The 15494-nt window shown below is 35.1% G+C and carries 14 protein-coding genes and 4 tRNA genes; 12 read left to right on the forward strand and 6 right to left on the reverse strand.

Annotated features, from left to right (window positions below; all coding sequences use genetic code 11):
- Positions 1 to 11 precede the first annotated feature (11 nt).
- From M900_RS15795 to M900_RS15815, 5 genes are all read left to right on the forward strand, one after another.
- On the forward strand, positions 12 to 3104 hold the full coding sequence (locus M900_RS15795) for a tetratricopeptide repeat protein (protein WP_021275767.1): 3093 nt from the start codon (positions 12 to 14) through the stop codon (positions 3102 to 3104).
- A gap of 91 nt (positions 3105 to 3195) precedes the next feature.
- Positions 3196 to 3283, forward strand: a tRNA-Ser gene (locus tag M900_RS15800).
- A 30-nt stretch (positions 3284 to 3313) separates the two neighbouring features.
- Positions 3314 to 3403, forward strand: a tRNA-Ser gene (locus M900_RS15805).
- 122 nt (positions 3404 to 3525) lie between these two features.
- Positions 3526 to 6282, forward strand: coding sequence for a peptidase MA (locus tag M900_RS15810; protein ID WP_021276077.1), 2757 nt, complete (start codon positions 3526 to 3528; stop codon positions 6280 to 6282).
- Entirely contained in the window at positions 6269 to 7636 is a 1368-nt protein-coding gene (locus M900_RS15815) for a mannosyltransferase (RefSeq protein ID WP_021275900.1), read from the forward strand. The genes M900_RS15810 and M900_RS15815 overlap by 14 nt, the downstream gene beginning before the upstream one ends.
- Here the strand turns inward: M900_RS15815 and M900_RS15820 are convergent.
- Complete coding sequence (locus M900_RS15820; protein ID WP_021275985.1) at positions 7633 to 7938, reverse strand: hypothetical protein; 306 nt, start codon at positions 7936 to 7938, stop codon at positions 7633 to 7635. The two genes, M900_RS15815 and M900_RS15820, sit on opposite strands and share 4 nt — an antisense overlap.
- Positions 7939 to 8115: 177 nt before the next feature.
- On the opposite strand from M900_RS15820, the gene M900_RS17450 reads away from it, so the two are divergent.
- From M900_RS17450 to M900_RS15855, 7 genes are all read left to right on the forward strand, one after another.
- Complete coding sequence (locus M900_RS17450) at positions 8116 to 9657, forward strand: ATP-binding protein (RefSeq protein ID WP_021275790.1); 1542 nt, start codon at positions 8116 to 8118, stop codon at positions 9655 to 9657.
- The gene (locus tag M900_RS15830; RefSeq protein WP_021275691.1) at positions 9657 to 10052 is read left to right on the forward strand and encodes a response regulator; all 396 of its coding nucleotides are present in this window, start codon (positions 9657 to 9659) and stop codon (positions 10050 to 10052) included. The genes M900_RS17450 and M900_RS15830 overlap by 1 nt, the downstream gene beginning before the upstream one ends.
- A 40-nt stretch (positions 10053 to 10092) precedes the next feature.
- A tRNA-Arg gene (locus M900_RS15835) sits at positions 10093 to 10169 on the forward strand.
- 51 nt (positions 10170 to 10220) lie between these two features.
- Complete coding sequence (locus M900_RS15840; protein WP_021275804.1) at positions 10221 to 10994, forward strand: ThiF family adenylyltransferase; 774 nt, start codon at positions 10221 to 10223, stop codon at positions 10992 to 10994.
- 50 nt (positions 10995 to 11044) lie between these two features.
- Positions 11045 to 11770, forward strand: coding sequence for a PilZ domain-containing protein (locus M900_RS15845; RefSeq protein ID WP_021275852.1), 726 nt, complete (start codon positions 11045 to 11047; stop codon positions 11768 to 11770).
- Positions 11767 to 12249 carry a nucleoside deaminase gene (locus M900_RS15850; RefSeq protein ID WP_021275741.1) on the forward strand — a complete coding sequence of 161 codons (483 nt, stop codon included), beginning with the start codon at positions 11767 to 11769 and terminating at the stop codon, positions 12247 to 12249. Before M900_RS15845 ends, M900_RS15850 begins: the two co-directional genes overlap by 4 nt.
- A gap of 187 nt (positions 12250 to 12436) precedes the next feature.
- Positions 12437 to 12524, forward strand: a tRNA-Ser gene (locus M900_RS15855).
- A gap of 35 nt (positions 12525 to 12559) precedes the next feature.
- Here M900_RS15855 and M900_RS15860 read toward each other — a convergent pair.
- The 5 genes from M900_RS15860 to M900_RS15885 all read right to left on the reverse strand — a co-directional run bounded on the left by M900_RS15860 (position 12560) and on the right by M900_RS15885 (position 15366).
- Complete coding sequence (locus M900_RS15860; protein ID WP_157680703.1) at positions 12560 to 12790, reverse strand: hypothetical protein; 231 nt, start codon at positions 12788 to 12790, stop codon at positions 12560 to 12562.
- A gap of 506 nt (positions 12791 to 13296) precedes the next feature.
- On the reverse strand, positions 13297 to 13545 hold the full coding sequence (locus tag M900_RS15870; protein WP_034733095.1) for a hypothetical protein: 249 nt from the start codon (positions 13543 to 13545) through the stop codon (positions 13297 to 13299).
- 2 nt (positions 13546 to 13547) lie between these two features.
- Entirely contained in the window at positions 13548 to 14579 is a 1032-nt protein-coding gene (locus M900_RS15875; protein ID WP_021275939.1) for an LD-carboxypeptidase, read from the reverse strand.
- Entirely contained in the window at positions 14579 to 15088 is a 510-nt protein-coding gene (locus tag M900_RS15880; protein WP_021275782.1) for a GNAT family N-acetyltransferase, read from the reverse strand. Before M900_RS15880 ends, M900_RS15875 begins: the two co-directional genes overlap by 1 nt.
- A 53-nt stretch (positions 15089 to 15141) precedes the next feature.
- Positions 15142 to 15366, reverse strand: coding sequence for a hypothetical protein (locus tag M900_RS15885; protein WP_021275757.1), 225 nt, complete (start codon positions 15364 to 15366; stop codon positions 15142 to 15144).
- Positions 15367 to 15494 lie beyond the last annotated feature (128 nt).

Genomic DNA, 15494 nt, shown 5'->3' on the forward strand with positions numbered 1-15494 from the left:
AATGGGATGGTATGAAAAAATACCGCGTAAAAAACGATGATGGTAGAATCATTGGCCCATTGCTTTTAACTGACCTTGTACAATTACAAGAGCAGAATGAAATATCAGCAACAAGTTTGTTTCAGGTTTTTCCTCTAGGTGACTGGGATAATATTTCTAATTTTCAAGAGATCAAAAAAGCATTTTCAGAAAAAAAGGAAGAAGATTCAACTCGTACTATTACAGAACAGGTCGAACAGCCATCACGCCCAGCTGAAGATGCAACTGAATTTAGAGAGTTTAAGTTTGACCGTCGAGTAAATAATCTTGTCGACTATGGAGAACTTGAAAGGCGTCATAAAGTTGAAAAAGAAAAAATTCGTGAAGCGGAAGAGAAAAAAGAAGTAGAGCTTGAGAAAACGCGAATTGTTAAATTACCAGATGTTGAAAGCGTAGAAAAGACAAGAATAGTAAGAAGAGATGACCTCGTTATGGATGATAACGAAGGAGCGGCTGATGAACCTGAAAAGTCAGATGCTCCTGTTGTGGGAAAAAAAGAAGTTGTTCAACCCCCAGAGGAAAAGATAGACGTTAATGAAAAGACGATGATGGTAAGTCTGAATGACCTGATGCCAGCAGTACCAAAGAAGGATGATTATAGAGATCTCGAGAAAGAGTTACTTGTCATTGAAAAACAAGAAAAAATAAAAACTAGATCTGCCAAACAGGGCGCTAAGAAAGCTAAGAAAACAACAGTTGAACCGATCAAAAACAAAAAGAACCTTTCTATAATTTTATTTGTAATCGTCTCTCTAATATTTTTACTCCCAGATAGTAATGAAAAAGAAGAAACTGTATTTAGGCCTAAAATTCAATTTCCTATTGTGGCAAAAATTGAAAACACACAACTAGCTAAGCAAGATTTTGAAAAAGGACTTAAGCTATATCAAAAAGATAATTATAAAGATATTGTCGCTGCCTCATTATTATTTAATAAATCACTGGTAAATAAGTTCAGAGGGAATGAAGCACTTCCATATCTCATAATTTCGTATTCTGAGTTACTTCCAGCTGCTCAAAATCAAATTGAGTATGGAAAAGTTTTAAATCAACTAATTACGATTGCAGGGCCAGCAGTCTTGAGTGATTCGAATGTCGCTCTCGGGGCAGCAAACTATTTTGCAAACTTTAATAAAAAGCATACCGCTGTAACAATTCTTGAAAGATATCTAAGACTTAATAGACCTACTCCTAAAGTATATGCCAAGTATCTTTCGCTGTTGATTGATATTGGTGATTTTGTAAAGTCGAAAAGTGCATTTGAAAAACTAGAGAAAGCACCTAAGTCAGATGTAGACGTTATAGAAGCGATGGGGAAATATCTTATCCTAAATGAGCAGCCAGAAAAGGCATTAGAGCTTTATAAGCAAAGTCATGAAAAATTTAAAGATAACCTTAGATTCTTAGCGATATATGGAAATGTCTTATTAAAGCTTAGGGATATTGAAACACTAAAACCACTTACTGTTATATTATTAGCAAAGAAAGGTGGAGGATCTCCAATTATCTACGCACAGGCTCTAAAGTTTATGGGCTATATTCAAATTGCGCAGAATAAATTCAAAGAAGTTCCTAAGTACTTCAAAGCATCACTTGAGCTCTATGATTCAAGAGAGCTTAAGGAAGTTCTGGCTACATTAGATGTCGGTGGAGATAAGATTGGCGAAGAAATCATTACTAAAAGTAAGATTGATCTATTAATTACCAAATCAAAACGAGAAGTGAGTCTTTTGAATTGGGAGAAAGCTTTTCAGTATGCGATTCAAGCGAGTGACTTGAGTGAAAGTAATCTTGATGCAAAGCTTTATCTCGCAGAACTTCAGTCGAGAAGAGGGTATTATAACTCAGCTATTAGTACATTAAGTAAACTTAGAGAATACTATCCATTAAATATTGATGTAAATTATGAATTGCTTATGGCCAACTTAAGAGCTTACCGCGTCGGTGAAGTTAAGAGGCTTATTCAGAGTTTCTCTACAATTAAAACATTTCAGGATTCTTTTGAATACCTCGCTGTTCTTGGTCATTATTATAACTTAATTGGAAACGATAAACTTGCCTTTGATCGATATCAAGGAGCTTTACAGAAGAATCCTCTTCGAGATGATATTTACTTTGAAATGGCTAAGATTGCTTTCTCTTTGAAGAAGTTTGCTCGCTGTAAGGAATTCCTTGGAGAGGCGATGAAGCTTGATCCATTTAATTATGACTATAAGATTCTATATTCTCGAGTGATATTTGAAATGGATGACGTTACAACAGCAATAGGTTATCTACGTAACGAATTAGAGAAGTCAGTGGATAATCCAAAGCTTGTTGGACAAATTGCAATTTTTTACTTTAGGGATCAAAATTTTGCTGAATACAAATTGTATCGTGAAAAACTAGAGCGACTTTCGAAATCTGACGAGTCACTTTATGAATATCTTGTTGAGTCAGCAGAATTAGAAAAAGACTTTAAGGCGATTGTTGAAAATGCAGAAAAGTTGCTACTTGTAGCACCTGGAAAAATTGATATAAGGATGAAGCTAGCATCAGCTTATACTGAACTTGGTAAATACTCAGATGCGATAAGAATTTTAAACTCAGTTGAAGAGAGACTTAGTGCTTATCCAAGAGTTAATTACTACAAAGCTAATATTTTCCTAAAGCAAAATGATTTAAAATCAGCAGAAGAGGCCGCTAAAAAAGAAATTGAAGTTAATTCTGGATCACATCTTGGTTACTACATTCTTGGAAAGATATACATGCAGGCTAAAGACTATACCGAGGCAAAGAAGAGCTTGGAAAAGTCGATACAGATCAAGCCAGACTTTTATGAGTGCTTACTTGAGCTAGGTGAATTAAAAGAGAAACAAGGGCATTTTGCAGCTGCTAGAGAGTTATACCTGAGAGCATTAAGGCAGAATGATCTTGATCCTGAATTGCATAAGAGACTTGGATTTATCTATAAAGAAATTGGACAAGGTCAAATGGCCATCGAACAATTTAAAACTTATTTAAATTTAAACCCTGCAGCACAAGATCGAGCAAAAATTAACAGAATTATTCTTCAATTGCAGTAATTCGCTTGACAACTTTTTGTAATAGTTTTATTAATTTAGGACTTGCTTTTTTTAGCAGCTCTTTTAAAATGTTTTTACGTCATTTATATGCGGAGGATTGGCTGAGTGGTCGAAAGCGGCGGTTTTGAAAACCGTTGACTCGCAAGGGTCCGCAGGTTCGAATCCTGTGTCCTCCGCCATTTTTTTTTCATATAATTATACAAGTTGTTGGAGACGTGGCCGAGTGGTCGAAGGCAGCACCTTGCTAAGGTGTCGTACGGGCAACTGTACCGAGAGTTCGAATCTCTCCGTCTCCGCCATCTATAAAAAAGCTAGGTTCTGCCTAGCTTTTTTTTTGTTCTAGTCTCAACCTCACATTCATAGACTTTCATTCTAAACACCATTAAAATTACGCATGATACAAATTTTATATGGATTTTAAATGAAAAAGATTCTCATCCTAATGCTTTTGGCATTCTCTAGTTCTGCACAATTATTTTACTCGTTCCCTACGAATTCACAGAGCTCACCTTCAATAAAATGGAAAAAAATTGAAGATGCGCATTTTAAAATTATATATCCAGACTATATTGAAGCAGATGCTGATTATGTTTATTCACTACTCGATCATTATCGATTGATTGAAGGTGAGTCATATGGAATTACGCCTCCATCGATGCAATTTATTATACGTCCCGAAATGTCACAGCCGAATGGATTTGTAACTAGAGGACCATTTAGATCAGAGTTCTTTGCTTCTTCAAGCTTCAATCCTTTTATCGGTGGGCTTGATTGGTATCATGCTTTAGCTGTACATGAATATAGGCATATTGTTCAATATCAGGCATTAGATTCTGGTGGTTTTAAATTTTTCAAAATGTTATTCGGTGATAATGGTCTAAGTCTTTTAACTTTTTGGACAACATCAGCTTGGTTCTTTGAAGGTGATGCCGTTTGGACTGAAACTAAATATACAGACGCAGGACGAGGGCGATCTCCTCGCTTTATGGCGTATGCCAGAGCATTAGTAGAGGCCGGAAAATTTCCTACATTAGATCAGTTATTAGCAGGCAGTTATACACAACCATATCCAAATCACTATGTGTGGGGGTATCTGTTGATAACGAGAGCAAGAAAAATCTATGGTGATGAAATTTGGCAAATGATTATCCCAAAGATCACACGAAGAGGTTATAACCCTTTTGCCATTTATACCGCCTTCGAAGTTGTAACAAAGAAAAACTTTAATGAATTTTATGAGGAAACTATAGCAGAACTCGTCAAAAAATGGCCTCCTAAGAAAGTTACTGAAAAAGAGTATGAAATAGATTCTTATCCGATCCCAACTAAAGATGGATTATATTATTTAAAATCGACGATGAATGATCTGAGAGCTCTTTATTTAAATAAGTCTGGAAAACCAGAAAAAATAAAAGAAATCAATATAGAAACAGGTCTATCAAAAATCGATTATAACGAAAATAGGATTGTTTATACGAGAAACCAGCCAGATAGTCGTTATGCGTTTAAAGGCTTCTCAGACGTTTATATATATAACATCAAAGAAGATCGAAATACACGAATAACAAATGGAAAGAGGTTATATCACCCAAGCTTTGGATTAGATGGCAAAACGTTTATGGCCATTGAATTTACAAGCGATAATAAATGGATACTAGCAAGATACAATTTAAATGGAGATTACTTAGGGGAAATTTCTCACCAAGGTAGAATTTATGAGGCCATTTATTTTAATGACCAAATTACATATATTAGCGCGGATAAAGAAGGCTATCGCTCAATTTACATTGGGGATAAAAGGATCATTTCCAGAACAAGAAATAATATATTTAACTTAAGCACAGATGGAAACGATCTTATATTTGAATGTGATCTTAATGGGCGTGTGAATATTGTTAGATATGATATAAAAACTGGCGAATTCTATTCTTTGACAGGTCTGGATGAAGATGCTTTCGAGGGGCGAGTTTTTAATGGGAATTTGTTTTACGTAAAACAAACAGCTTTTGGAAAAAAAGTTGCAAAAAAAACAGCTCTTGGTATCAAAATATCAAAAAACAAATTAGAAACTGATTATCTCTCTAAAGATGATTACTCTGATAATTATTTACAATCTAAACCAGTAGTTCAGAAGATTGCACAGAAGCAAAATATAGAACACAAAGATTACGGAAGAATGGAAGATTTTTTGAGACCTCATTCGTGGTCATTCTTTGGGGGGCGAGGGTTAATGCTGACGGGGATATTCAAAAATTACTTAGGTGATAATACTGCAGATCTTTCCATTGGTCGAAACTCTGAGAATGGTAAGCCAATCTTTGGAGGAAATTATTTCTTTATGAAATATTATCCAATTTTTGGAATCGGTGGACTTTATGAGGATAGAGAAGAAGATTTTCAAGGCGCAAAGAATAAGTGGGCGGAAACATCTATTGTTCCAAGTATTACTCTTCCATATGTCGACAGATTTGGGTTTTACAATTTAAAATTGCTCGTAACCGGAGTTGCAAGAGCAATAAAAGTTACTAATGACCTTAATACTGCAGATTACGAATTACAGAATGATAGAGTTCTTGAGAAGGTAGGACAATTCTCTTTTAGTTTAACAAAAGACAAAACTTGGCGAAGAATTTTTCCAGTGTGGGGAATTGATTCATATATTAAATATGTTGATGCTGATTTGAAGAGAGGTCGCGATAGTAGATTAGTAGATATACAAGCAGATATTTATATACCAGGCATATTTACAAATGCAGGGCTTAAGATGTCTTATAAAAGAATTAAGCAGGAAGATTCAGCTAGTGCTTATCGAATTAGCCTTAGTCAGTCATTGACGGCAGATTATAAATATTCTCGTGGATTTAATTATTTTTTCTTTCCAAATTTTGAAATTTATAGATTTGACTATAGCTTCCCTGTTGTTAATACTGAGCTTCGTTTGTTGGGAGATTGGTTATACCTAAATAGAATCACTGCTAATTTTTTCTATGATAAAACTAAATTCTTTTCAAAGAATTATTTTGTACCAGATAACAAAGAAAGTAATGGTCTTGAAATCGGACTTGAAACAAATATTATGAGAAAATTACCTCTTAAGTTGATGATGAGTTATATTCATCCACAGGGTTCTGATAAAAGATTATATGAGTTTTCAGTAGGATCATATGGAGAATTTTAAAAATAATAAAAACATCTTTTGGACTGCCGTCATTATTATCGTGACGGCATTTTTTAGTTCAGGATTTCTTCATCCAGATGAGCACTATCAAATTTTAGAATTGTTACAGCTAAAAATATCGAGTTGGCCTAGGCCTGATCTACTTAATTGGGACTTTCACGAAAAAATTAGACCCTGGTTTCAAACCTATGTTTATTATCTTCTAACGAAGATCTTATTCTTAGATGATCCGTATATCATCGCTTTTATCATTCGTGTGTTTAATGGTGTATTGGGTATAGTATCAGTGCGTCTTCTTTTAAATGAGTTCGATTCAAAGAATAAGAATAGTTTACTTATTTACTTTCTACTCTGGTTTGTTCCGTTCTTATTTGTCAGAACTAATTCGGAATCATTATCAACAAGTTTGTTTTTGTTTGGAGCATACTTTCATCATAGAGGTAACAAGGTTTCAAATAAGATGATTTCTGGAATACTTTTTGGGGCGAGTTTTTTAGCGAGATATCAAATGGGTGTTCCTGTTTTCTTTGTTAATATTTGGGAGTTATTTAAAAAGAAAAATTATAAAGAATTTATTGTTCATTCAATCTTCATTGGTATCGCTATAATAATCGGTATTATTGTTGATTATTGGGGATATGGTACATTCAATCTCTCTTTTTGGAATTACTTTAGAGAAAACATTCTTCATTCGAGAGCTTCAGGTTTTGGAACGTCGCCATTTTATTATTATTTCTTTATGCCGATATTTAAAGGAGGAGTACTTATTCCTCTCGTTATTTGTTATGGGATTTATCGCTATCATCGCGAGCATAAACTCAATTTCTGGGTGATTGCCTTTTGGTCATTCTTTATTATCCATAGTCTGATACCACATAAAGAAGTAAGATTTATTACATTTAATTTTCTTATTGGTTCTTTGATGGCATTGCCATACATATCAGAACTTCTTAGGGGAAAATATTCAAAAATATTCAAGTCGCTAATTGTATTAAATTTTCTGATTATGATTAGAACTTCACTATTCCCAGCGAATTCGTATATGAACCTATATAAATATATGTACGATAATAAAATTGATCGCATTGGTGTTTACACAGATCAGGCAGATAGGCATTTTGGATTTTCCATGCCATTTTATCAGAGAGATTTAATTAAAACATTTGGTGTGGTAGATGCAAAAAAACTGAATGCAGGATTTTATCTATCCACAAAGTATAAAGAGTATGATGATTTTGCTTCTAACGCCAATTGTGTTCCCAAGTTTAAATCATATCCAAATTGGATAACTTTTTTTAACATAGGCAATTGGCTTTCTAGGTCATCCTACTTTGTTGTTTGGAAATGTGACTAGAGAAGATCTTGAACAATTTCCTGTGGTATTGCTTTTGAGCAATCGTTTTTATCTACTATGGCTTGCTTGTGATTCTCATCCTTGCAAGTCCCATAATTCTTCCCAGGTATAAAGTCACAGTAAGAACCGGCATAGATTGTAAAGCAACGCTCTTCACATTGATTCTTTCCAGTTGATACTAGATAACATGCTGTAGTTTCATCTGTTAAAGATTGACACTGGCCATGTGAAAGACAAAATCCTCCTGCGAAGATGTTGCTGGTAAAGAAGAGTGTTAATCCCAAAGTTAAGTTACGTAGCATAATTAAGAACTCCTAATAATGTGTATACTTGTCTTATCGGCAGAAATTACCCAACTTTAATTTGGAATAACTGTGCAAAATACTTTCGTCGGATAAAGAAAAAAATACCGTGACCACTATTGGGTTGTAATCATTTAAAATAAATATAAATTAATTAAGCAAAATAACGGGAACAAATTGAACTTCTTTAAAGATAGCTCACTTTCATTCAAAACACTCTTGATTACTTGGACGATTACAAGTGTGTTTACAATTATATTTACTGCTCTTCAAATCTACTATGAATATCGTGGTGAGAGGAAAGAGCTCTTTAATACATACACTATTATTAATGACCTCTATGTTGCACCGATTTCAGAAAGTTTGTGGATTATGAATAAGAGCATAATTAAAACACAGGCAAACAGTTTATTAGGTTACCCATTTGTTTCGTATGTAAAAATCTATGATGATTCTTCGACTTATTTCGAGGGAGGGTCAATCATAAATTCTGAAGTTAAGGCATTTAATCTAAAATACTCTAATGAAAAAATTGGTATTTTAGAAATAGCCCTTGATGATACAGGTTTAAATCAAAAATTCTTAAAACGCGTAATGGTGACGGTAATTATTCAAGGAATAAAAGCTCTTGTCGTTTGTATTCTTCTCTTCTTTACTTATGAATTGCTTATCACAAGAAGTTTACGTCGTGTTAGTCGCTATCTAATTTCTAATCCTGAAGCAACGATGAGAGGAGAAAAAATTCCATTTGATTTTGATAGAGAAGACGAGATTGGAGTCCTTGTTCGAAACCTTAACAGCTTCATTGAATACATCCATGGATTGAATAAGAACTTGAAAGAGTTAAATGATAGTCTCGAAAAGAAAGTTGACGAGAGAACTTATGAACTTAAAGAGAAAAATAGACAATTGCTTTCTGCCATTGATGATCTTGAAAGAGCACATAGCCAGATTGCAATGAGTGAGAGAATGGCCTCTCTCGGTAAAATGACAGCAGGTATAGCTCATGAGATTAAGAATCCTGTTTACATTATTGTAAACTCAGTGTCGTTAGTGCGTGAGTTATTAGACGATATGCTCGCAGAAGTTCCTGAAGACGTTAAAGCAAAAATGGATTTAACAATTGTTGATGATATCAAAGATTTATGTAGCCGCTCAGAGGTATCATGCGAGCGTGTTGGAAATATTATTAATTCAATGCTTTCTTTAAGTCGTACAAATGAAGATGAGAAACTTGCTGTTAATCTTGGTGTTCTTGTTGAAAAGGCGGTTCAGTTTGCTTACGATGCGACAATGGCCAAGAACATATTTCAATGTGAGCTCGAGCTTGATCTTCCAAGAAAATTTGATGGAGTGAGCGTTTATAAAACAGAACTTACCCGTGCATTAATTAACATATTCGATAACTCATTTTATTCGATGTTTAAGAAGTATAGCGAAAATAAGAAATCAACTTCTGTATTAACGGTTAAGTTATCAAGTGATGATAAGCAGTATGTGATTCAGATTAATGATACTGGACTTGGTATCCCTGATGAAGTTCTTAAAAATATGTTTTATCCATTTTTTACAACGAAACCTGCAGGAGAGGGAACCGGCTTGGGGATGTCGATTTCTTTTGATATAATTAAAAAGCATGGTGGTGACATCAAGGTTGAATCTGAAGTCGGTACAGGAGCACGTTTTATTATTACGCTGCCGAAAGGAGGAGTTGCCTAGTGAGTGTTGATATAGTTTTTATTGATGATGAGGAAGATATTCTTAATCTGGTAAGGTTAAGGTTTAGAAAACTTTCGAAAGTTGAAGGAGTTAATATTCATTTATTCTCAAATTCTCCAGATTTCGAAGACTACATAAAAACCACGAATGCTGAAATAGTGTCTGTTATTACAGATATTAACATGCCAAATAATAAGGTTTTGAAAACACTTGAGGGAGAGCGTTCAAGATTTAGGTTTTCATTAACATATCTGTGTTCAGCATATGACCAAAGTGATTATCAAGAAATGATAAGTGCGCATAGCATAATTCATTTTTTTAAAAAACCTCTTAATATTGAGAGTATTCGTGATAAGATTTTAGGGGACTTAGCCGAAAGGGGTGTTAAAATTTAATTGACATTGTGCCCTAGAGACAATATAAATTCAATTCAATGCACTCGTAGCTCAGCTGGATAGAGTATTTGACTACGAATCAAAAGGTCGCAGGTTCGACTCCTGCCGAGTGCGCCATTCACCTTGGACATCCAAGGTTTTTTTATATCTACTTTTCAAGGTCAGCCCATGGAAACAATAGACTTAAGATTTAAAGGTTACGCTTCATTAGTAGGTGAGGATAAATTCGCTCGCGTTGCTAATTCTAAAATTTTAATCATTGGCCTTGGTGGTGTTGGAACTTGGACAGTTGAATCTTTGGCCCGCAGTGGGGTCGGTACAATTGCTCTTGTTGATCTTGATGATATCTGTGTTTCAAATACTAACCGTCAAGTTCATGCACATGAAGGTAATTACGGAAAATTTAAAATCGATGCACTTGAAGAGAGAATTAAGTTAATTAATCCTGACTGTAAAGTTATCAAGCATCATTGCTTCTTCAATAAGAAGAATGTTGATGAAATTTTTTCTAATCCATATGATGTCGTCATCGATGCCATGGATAGTGTTGGTGAAAAATCACTTTTAATCAATACTTGTTATACAAAAAATATTCCAGTTATTTGCGCTGGTGGTGCCGGTGGTAAAGTTGATCCACGTGCTATCGAAATTCAAGAGCTAGGGAAGACTAAGAATGATATGCTTCTTAAAAATGTAAGAAAGAAGCTTAGAAAAGATTATCGTTTTCCTATTGGGCGCGCTAGGGCTAAGGTTCAGTGTGTTTATAGTCATGAGCTTGGAAAACAATTTGAAGTATGTGAGATTGAAAAGTCGACTGTTAAGCTCGACTGTGAAGGCGGACTTGGTTCAGCAGCTCATATTACAGGTATTTTTGGACTTATGCTTAGCAGTCTCGCTCTTGAGATTTGTTTAAAAGACAAAGATGAGAACGAAGAAGATTAGTCAAAAATTTCCACTTCGCCCAAAGACATTTAAGAGTGTAAAATAGTCTTATGTTTATAGGCGTATCAAAAATTAAATTTAAAGATGAATTCGATCGCGTGAAGATATTTTTCATTCTTCATTCTTTTCTATTTATATTAGCAAAAATTCTAGAACTCTTTACTCATGAGTTTAGTTTTATATCATTTATTGGATTTGTAGCTTGGCTTGTTTACTATAGATTTTTCTATCGTATGCTTAAATTTTTACATTACTCATTTTGGACTATGCTCTTTATTTCATTGGCCGTCATATTTTCCGATATGTTTACGTCTTTGATAACATATGAAGATATATCTTTATTCTATTTATACTTACTCTCATTTGTCGCAATTATTTTGTCTGCGTACTTTGTCCATTCTCCAATTTTTTATCCAATTGTAAGTTGGTGGGAATATGATTTTAGATATCGTAATGATCTTGAAGCAAGAGTAGTTATTGGAGAAGAGGAATTTACTGCAAGATTAGTTGACCTTCGTCGCAGCGCCGGCGGCCTATCACTTTTTAAAGATTTAGACATCGGCACAAAGATTGTCATCAAGCTTGAAGACAATCAATTTAGCGAATCACTTCATGGGGAGATCGTTTCTAAGCGCCGTCATACTCTGGGGCGTCCATTTACATATGGGATTAAGTTTCGCTTTGAAGAAGAAGATGATAGAAAGAATTTTATTAAGTTACAAAAGTTTTGGACTTTTGAACGGAAGTCGAAGCAAAAAGAAAAGTTTTCTCTATGATCGAATTAAAGAATGATATTTGGAATATGAGGATTGCCCTTGAAGAAGCTGAAAAGGCTTATCGTGAGGGTGAAGTTCCTGTTGGTTGTGTAATTACAAATTCATCTGGCGAGATAGTCGCCAAAACTCATAACACTAAAGAGACAAATAAGGTTGCTACTGAGCATGCTGAAATCTTGGCTATCGTTGAGGCCAGTAAGGCACTTGGCGAATGGCGACTGACTGACCATGATGTCTATGTGACGCTTGAGCCGTGTCCTATGTGTCTTTATGCTTTGATGCAAGCTAGGGTCTCAAGAGTTATTTTTGGGGCTTATGATTCTAAGGGGGGAGCAATCTCTTTAGGGTATGAGTTTCAAAAAGATAAGAGGTTTAATCATTCTTTTGATATCATGGGTGGCGTAGAACATTTTCAGTGTTCAAAAATTCTCTCTGACTTCTTTCGCGAGAGAAGAACTCTTTATAAATCTAAATTTTAGTTGTATTATCTTGTGAATCTCATTTACGGAGAATTGGCCTAAGCTTTGCGGCGAAATACCAAAGGTGTTTCAGACGCAATGCCTGCACCCACTTTTGAAGTGAAGGTTATTCGAGAGGAAAGCGTTTATGCTTTCCGGTTCGCTAGGTGCAAAAAAGCTTTTTATTGCTCTTTGTTTTTTAGATTGCGGAGAATTGGCCGAGTGGTCGAAGGCGCACGCTTGGAAAGCGTGTATACCGAAAGGTATCGAGGGTTCGAATCCCTTGTTCTCCGCCATTCCTCTTTATTCACTAAATTCGCTTTTCAATATGTTACGGCAGCACTAACGTTTGCCTTCTCTCGCTGAAAGCTTTCGCTTTCAGTATTCTCCGCCATTTTTCTATATTTTCCATATCAACAAACATATCAAACGGTTTTTTGTAATCATAACGAACACTTGCATCTTCTATGACAGGGTTCGATAGTACCAAACTAATGAGTTCTCGCTTTTCTTCATTTTCCATGTGAGGAAAGATTTCGGCCGCACTATTGGCAATCTCCATCAACTTTACCCCTTCCATCATGTAAGCAGTATTAGAGCGTCTAAGAGCATCAATCTCTGTTGCAATCTCATCTTGCTCAGCTTTGTACTCTTGGTTTCTTCTTTGCCAATCAGAGAGTTCGATAATGCCCTCAAGTTTATCTTTGTAGAGTCTGTCGATATAAGTCTCAAGAGTCTTTTACCAGGCCGTGAGTGTTTTACCTTAGCTTCACGAAACTCTTTCTCTTCCTTGGAACTTTTTCTTTTAAAGTCGTATCGAGCTATAAAGTTAAATGCTTCTTTAAAATCGCTATTGGCCATACCTTTGTCGTATTTATCAACTAGATACTAAGTATCATAGTTAAAATCTTCATCGTTTAATGAGTTATAGCAAAAGCCAGTATAATAAGTGAAATAAATGATGAAGATAGCGTTGTCCCAGAATCTACTGTGATGCTCTTTTAACATTCTTGATAGGAGAAAGGTGTAAATCATTGCGTATTCTCTTGTGCCACCTTTTAGAAAAGGCTAGCTTGTAAGTTCTTTGAACTTCTTAAACGCTTCTTTCTTTTCTTCGCTATCTTCTATTCTTTTGAACTTTTTGGATAAATCGTTGGACCACTTTTTGAGTTCTAATATTTTATAAGAGTGAAAGTTATAAAAACAAAACTGGTATAAGTTACTTGCTCGACTAAGAATGTCATCACCATACTTTAATCTAAGTTGTTTGATTTTTGAGAGTATGACTTTAGGTTCTTTAGCAAGTTTACGAGGCATTATTATTCAACAAAAGAGTCGAGGATCTTAAATACTACATTATAACCATCACTTGCTTCAATACTAACTCTACATCGCTCACCAATGGTATGCATCGGAATGGTGTGGGAGCAATCAAATTCTGAAATAACAGGATATGGTCTTTTCCCAATAATTTCTAAAAGTAACTCATTCAAATCAAATGGTGCACCTTCGTTATTTGGCATTTCAACTTTTCCCATTACAAGACCTGTAATTTTATCGAATACCCCCATGATTTGAAGTTGTCTCAAACTTCTTTCTTCTTTTGACCAAGGGGCTGACATCTCTTCTATAAGTAGTATTTTTCCTTCTATGTCTGGAAAGTAGTCTGTTCCAGCGGAACTCATAAGTGTGTTTAGGTTTGCGACAACAATTTCACCCTCAACTTCACCAGAGTTTAAGACCTTCCAACCCTTATTTTCATTCCATTCTCTTGGGATATTCTTCCAGTCACCATTTGACCAGTCTCTAAAATGATTACTCCACCTATGAAATGGCTTAATCTCTCTCGTCTTATTATCATTTTCCATAGAGGCAGTTAGAAATGACTCTATGCTTTCTTCAATACCATTCGGGTATTCACCAAACCATGTCATAATAGCTGGGCCATATAGTGTTTTAAGCCCTGAATACTTTAAGATTGAAAGGTGAAGTGACGTTACATCACTGTAGCCACATATTACTTTTCGCTTTTCTCTAATTAAATCGAAGTCAAGGAATGGAATCATACTATTTGAGTTCATTCCACCAATCGTTGAGATTAGTGCCTTAACTTCATCGTCTCTAATAAGGTCCATAAACTCTTTAGCCCTATCTTGTGGTGAACCTGAGCGATAACCTTGAGATGCTCTATTTTCTGTTAAAAAACCTAATTTAACTTTAAACCCGAGTTTCTCTATATTTTTAATACCATTTAAAAACAGTTCTTCATTTGCACAATAAGCTGGTGATGATGGAGTGAAGATTCCTATTGTGTCACCTTTTACAAGTTTTAAAGGTTTAATCAAATCCATTATAAATTCTCCCAATAATACAAATCCTCTAATAACTCTTTACCACCAATCTCATCTATTTTTTCAGTACCTTTTAATCCTCCCATTCCTTGATAGAAGTTCACTGTTGAGTTGTCTCTAAGAACCCATAAGTACATATCTTTCATAGAATCTTTCTTTAATGATTCTGACAACTTTTGGAACATGGTCTTGCCAATCTTCTTTCCTTGATGACTTTTAAGAAGGTAAATTGCGCAAAGTTCGCCTTCATACCCATGTTCTTTTTCTCTGGCTTCACCACCATTAACAAATCCAACAATTTCACCATTTACTTCGGCTACAAAAGTATATTGTTTTGCTGTATTACTAGAAATGATGTTCTCCCACATCTCTTGTCTTTTAGCTTTAGAAAGAGTTGATAGGTATGAGTCAGGAACAATTCCTGTATATGTCTCTATCCAAGAATCAACATGGACTCTGGCGATTCCACTCGCATCCTGAACATTCGCTTCTCTAATTAAAAATTCCATAAATTTCTCCTATATATGGAATATCAGAGCATAGCCAAAATGTCACGGTGCAACTAAGCAGGACGGCTTAATTTGGACTCAGCTTTTTTGATAATAGGCCTTATTAGCGTTTTTGATTTTGGATTGTGGTCAAGAAGTCTCTCTAGTGATGATAGGTGACCAAGTAGCTCACCACGAGATACTGACTTAGATTCAACCTCTTTTTTAATTAAATTGACTCTCTTGCTTAAACTTAACCCTTCATCTAGCATGTGCAGGATTTTATCGGCGAGTTTCATAGGACCCTACCTTGGAGTAGCTTTTGATTTTTAGTGACAAAGAGTTCACGGCAAACGGTTCGAAATTCGTCCACTTTGCCCCGCCATTCCTCTTTATTCACTAAATTCGCTTTTCAATATGTTACGGC

It is taken from the genome of Bacteriovorax sp. Seq25_V, from assembly GCF_000447795.1.
Classification (GTDB): Bacteria; Bdellovibrionota; Bacteriovoracia; order Bacteriovoracales; family Bacteriovoracaceae; genus Halobacteriovorax_A.

Bases quoted from the DNA above. Each gene is read 5' to 3' on its own strand.
- M900_RS15795 (WP_021275767.1), top strand. From the start codon at position 12: ATGAAAAAATACCGCGTAAAAAACGATGATGGTAGAATCATTGGCCCA.
- M900_RS15810 (WP_021276077.1), top strand. From the start codon at position 3,526: ATGAAAAAGATTCTCATCCTAATGCTTTTGGCATTCTCTAGTTCTGCA.
- M900_RS15815 (WP_021275900.1), top strand. From the start codon at position 6,269: ATGGAGAATTTTAAAAATAATAAAAACATCTTTTGGACTGCCGTCATT.
- M900_RS15820 (WP_021275985.1), bottom strand. From the start codon at position 7,938: ATGCTACGTAACTTAACTTTGGGATTAACACTCTTCTTTACCAGCAAC.
- M900_RS15840 (WP_021275804.1), top strand. From the start codon at position 10,221: ATGGAAACAATAGACTTAAGATTTAAAGGTTACGCTTCATTAGTAGGT.
- M900_RS15845 (WP_021275852.1), top strand. From the start codon at position 11,045: ATGTTTATAGGCGTATCAAAAATTAAATTTAAAGATGAATTCGATCGC.
- M900_RS15850 (WP_021275741.1), top strand. From the start codon at position 11,767: ATGATCGAATTAAAGAATGATATTTGGAATATGAGGATTGCCCTTGAA.
- M900_RS15860 (WP_157680703.1), bottom strand. From the start codon at position 12,790: ATGGAGATTGCCAATAGTGCGGCCGAAATCTTTCCTCACATGGAAAAT.
- M900_RS15870 (WP_034733095.1), bottom strand. From the start codon at position 13,545: ATGCCTCGTAAACTTGCTAAAGAACCTAAAGTCATACTCTCAAAAATC.
- M900_RS15875 (WP_021275939.1), bottom strand. From the start codon at position 14,579: ATGGATTTGATTAAACCTTTAAAACTTGTAAAAGGTGACACAATAGGA.
- M900_RS15880 (WP_021275782.1), bottom strand. From the start codon at position 15,088: ATGGAATTTTTAATTAGAGAAGCGAATGTTCAGGATGCGAGTGGAATC.
- M900_RS15885 (WP_021275757.1), bottom strand. From the start codon at position 15,366: ATGAAACTCGCCGATAAAATCCTGCACATGCTAGATGAAGGGTTAAGT.